This window comes from Bifidobacterium vansinderenii (assembly GCF_002234915.1).
In the GTDB taxonomy this organism is placed as follows: Bacteria; Actinomycetota; Actinomycetes; order Actinomycetales; family Bifidobacteriaceae; genus Galliscardovia; species Galliscardovia vansinderenii.
In genome coordinates this window covers 1-2,576 of record NZ_NEWD01000052.1, presented here as the reverse complement: position 1 = coordinate 2,576, position 2,576 = coordinate 1, and the positions used below count along the sequence as shown (strand labels likewise).

General features: G+C 57.5%; 3 protein-coding genes. All 3 read right to left on the bottom strand.

Annotated elements, in window-relative coordinates:
* Nucleotides 1–555: tyrosine-type recombinase/integrase (locus tag Tam10B_RS12665; protein ID WP_198947613.1), on the bottom strand; the 555-nt coding region annotated here is incomplete at its 3' end.
* Nucleotides 556–825: 270 nt separating this feature from the next.
* Entirely contained in the window at nt 826–1,917 is a 1,092-nt protein-coding gene (locus Tam10B_RS12660) for a type I restriction endonuclease (RefSeq protein ID WP_093961594.1), read from the bottom strand.
* A gap of 280 nt (nt 1,918–2,197) precedes the next feature.
* Nucleotides 2,198–2,458: a hypothetical protein gene (locus Tam10B_RS12655; RefSeq protein WP_093961593.1), complete on the bottom strand. Its 261-nt coding sequence runs from the start codon at nt 2,456–2,458 to the stop codon at nt 2,198–2,200.
* Nucleotides 2,459–2,576 lie beyond the last annotated feature (118 nt).

Genomic DNA, 2,576 nt, shown 5'->3' with positions numbered 1-2,576 from the left:
GATCGGCTCCGAACCGTCCTCGCCCGGCAGTGCGGCCGAGCGGAGGATCTCCGCGAGCAGCTTCATGACGTTTCTGCGCATGGCCGGCTGATCCGCGCGCAGCTGGTCGCGGAATTTGTCGGCCATGGCCTGCGTCACCCTATCCATCGGCGTGCCTCCGAACGCCGGTTTGATGTGGTTCTCGTAATCCCGGCGCAACCGATACTTGGTGCCGGGACGCAGCGGATTGCCCCTATAACGGCGCTTCTCCAACCATGTGGGGAAATACTCGTCAAACGTGAGCCCGACCGTCTCCGCCTTCTTTTCACGCACCGTGGGCGGCTCCCACACGCCTGCGTCCATCCTGCGTTTCTCGCCGTCCAGCCATGCCAGCGCCTCCGACTCCTGCTCGATCGGAAACGACCGGCTGATCCGCTTCGGCAGGCCCGGCCATTGGGCGAACGCGTCGGCCGGCGTCGGGTAGGCGGCGACCACGCGCGTCGGACTATCCGAATTGGGCCGATATTCGATTCGGCCGAACGACCTGCGCGATGATGGTTTCTTCTTCCTGGGCAACAGTGCCTCCCCTCGGGGACGACGTACTAAACGACGTACATCTACCCCTTTTTGATCGGTTTTTATCGGTTTGCATCGATTATAGGAGCAGTGCCGAAACGTTGAAAATACGGGCCGAAACCGTTGGAATCGCAACAAAAAAGCCACCCAAGCGCGTGCTTGGATGGCTTGATTCGTGGAGCCGCCGGGAATTGAAAACCAATCCCCGGAGCGCAATGATTCCAACAGCTCCCGGGGAAGGGATTTCACGACGACGTACTAAACGACGTACTAGAGGAGGCGTCGAACCTCTTCGCGGATCTGATCGGCGTACCCATAGATTCCAGCCGGCGATTCGATCGGAACGCGTTCGCAGTTCCTGCTCTCATCGAAAAGCCCAAGATACTTCTGTCGGGTATTGAAGAACAGGCGCACCACGGGCTTGCGATTGTTGTCGTCCAGCAGAATGGCGCAGTAGGACTTCGCATCGCGCATCGTGACACGCTCCGGATCGACCTCGCTGCACGCGATCGCCTGCACGATCCGGTATGCCGCAATCTCCTCCTCCGTCGTCACGATACCGTCGTCGGGCTCCTCCTGGTTCGCGGGTTCATCCTCTGCGGACGGCGTCTCGGTTATCTGGGTGCCGGCGTCGATCTTCACGTCCTCGGCGCCGAGCGCGGTCTTCAGACGGTCGTTCACTTGGTCGTTGAGGTAGCGTTTCAGGGCCTTGTCGACCAGCGGCCTGAACTTCTCCATGACCTGCTGGCGGAAGGCGCCGTCGTAGACGTGTCCGGCGAGCAGTTTGACGAAATCATCCGACGGGGTCTTGAATTCGTCGCTTACCGCGCGCTTTAGTGCGCCGACGTACTTCAGCTCCTCGGCGCTGCTGGCAATGGAATCGATGTCGAACGCCGGTTTGGTCAGCTTGTTGAGCTCGGGCAGCACCGTCTCGTCGATATCGAGCAGGTCGAGCACGAGGAACGGCTTGGAATCCATGCGGTTCGGCTCGTCGATGTCCATGTAGAAGTTCCATACCTGGCCATTGGTCAGCACGCCGATCCGGGCTCGCGTCGTGGCGAAGTACCGGTACAGCTGGCTTGCGTTCTCCAGAGTGAGCGGTGCGCCGATCTTCTTGCATTCGATGAGGATCTGCACCTGATCGTCGAGGACGAGCGCGTAGTCAACCTTTTCGCCCTTCTTCACGCCGACGTCCGCAGTGAATTCAGGGACGACCTCGCGGGGGTTGAATACGTCATAGCCGAGCACCTGTCCGATGAACGGCATGATGAACGCCGTCTTGGTTGCCTCCTCGGTTTCGATACTGTCCTTCAGCTCCTTCACCTTCGCGGCTACCTGATTGATGGCTTCGGTGAATTCCATGGCGCTCCTTTGCTTCTGTGGATCGGTATTGGTTCGATTCTACGTCGAGATAATCTCCGATCGGCTTAAATCCGCTTTGTTCGAATGCGAAACGATGGTTTGCGTGGTAGACCTAGAGGCATGACATCGAACATGCGTACCAATAACGGTATTGGAAACCCACAAGGGTTGAACGCGCGTTCGATCACAAGGGCAAGAAAAAGGGGTGACGCCCAGATTGGAAGCCTGACGCCACCCCAATACAGCATTGCCCGACGAAAGGAGTCGGACATGCACTAGGTTAACTCAATCTGCTTTGGTCTGCCTTTCTCAGCAGGCTCATTCCATCTGGATAGCCCAGAATCGGCGCTATCGAATCCACGTCGTCGAAGCTCCATGTTTTCAGTCCGTTGTACCGGATTGACGCATAGGACCTTGCCTTGCCCAGAGCTCGTGCGAGATCGGCTATCGACACGTCCTTTTGCTCAGCGTCGGCCTTGATGAAGGTTGCTATCGCTCTTGCCGTGCCGCTTACTGGCGGCAGCTGTTCATTTCTAACCATGTCTCGATTGTATCTCATTTGAGACGCTGGAATAAATAGGCGACACGCCGAGCGTCTCATATGAGATTGACAGAATTTTCAATCCGAGTATTCTGATAATCAGAAAGCATCTCATATG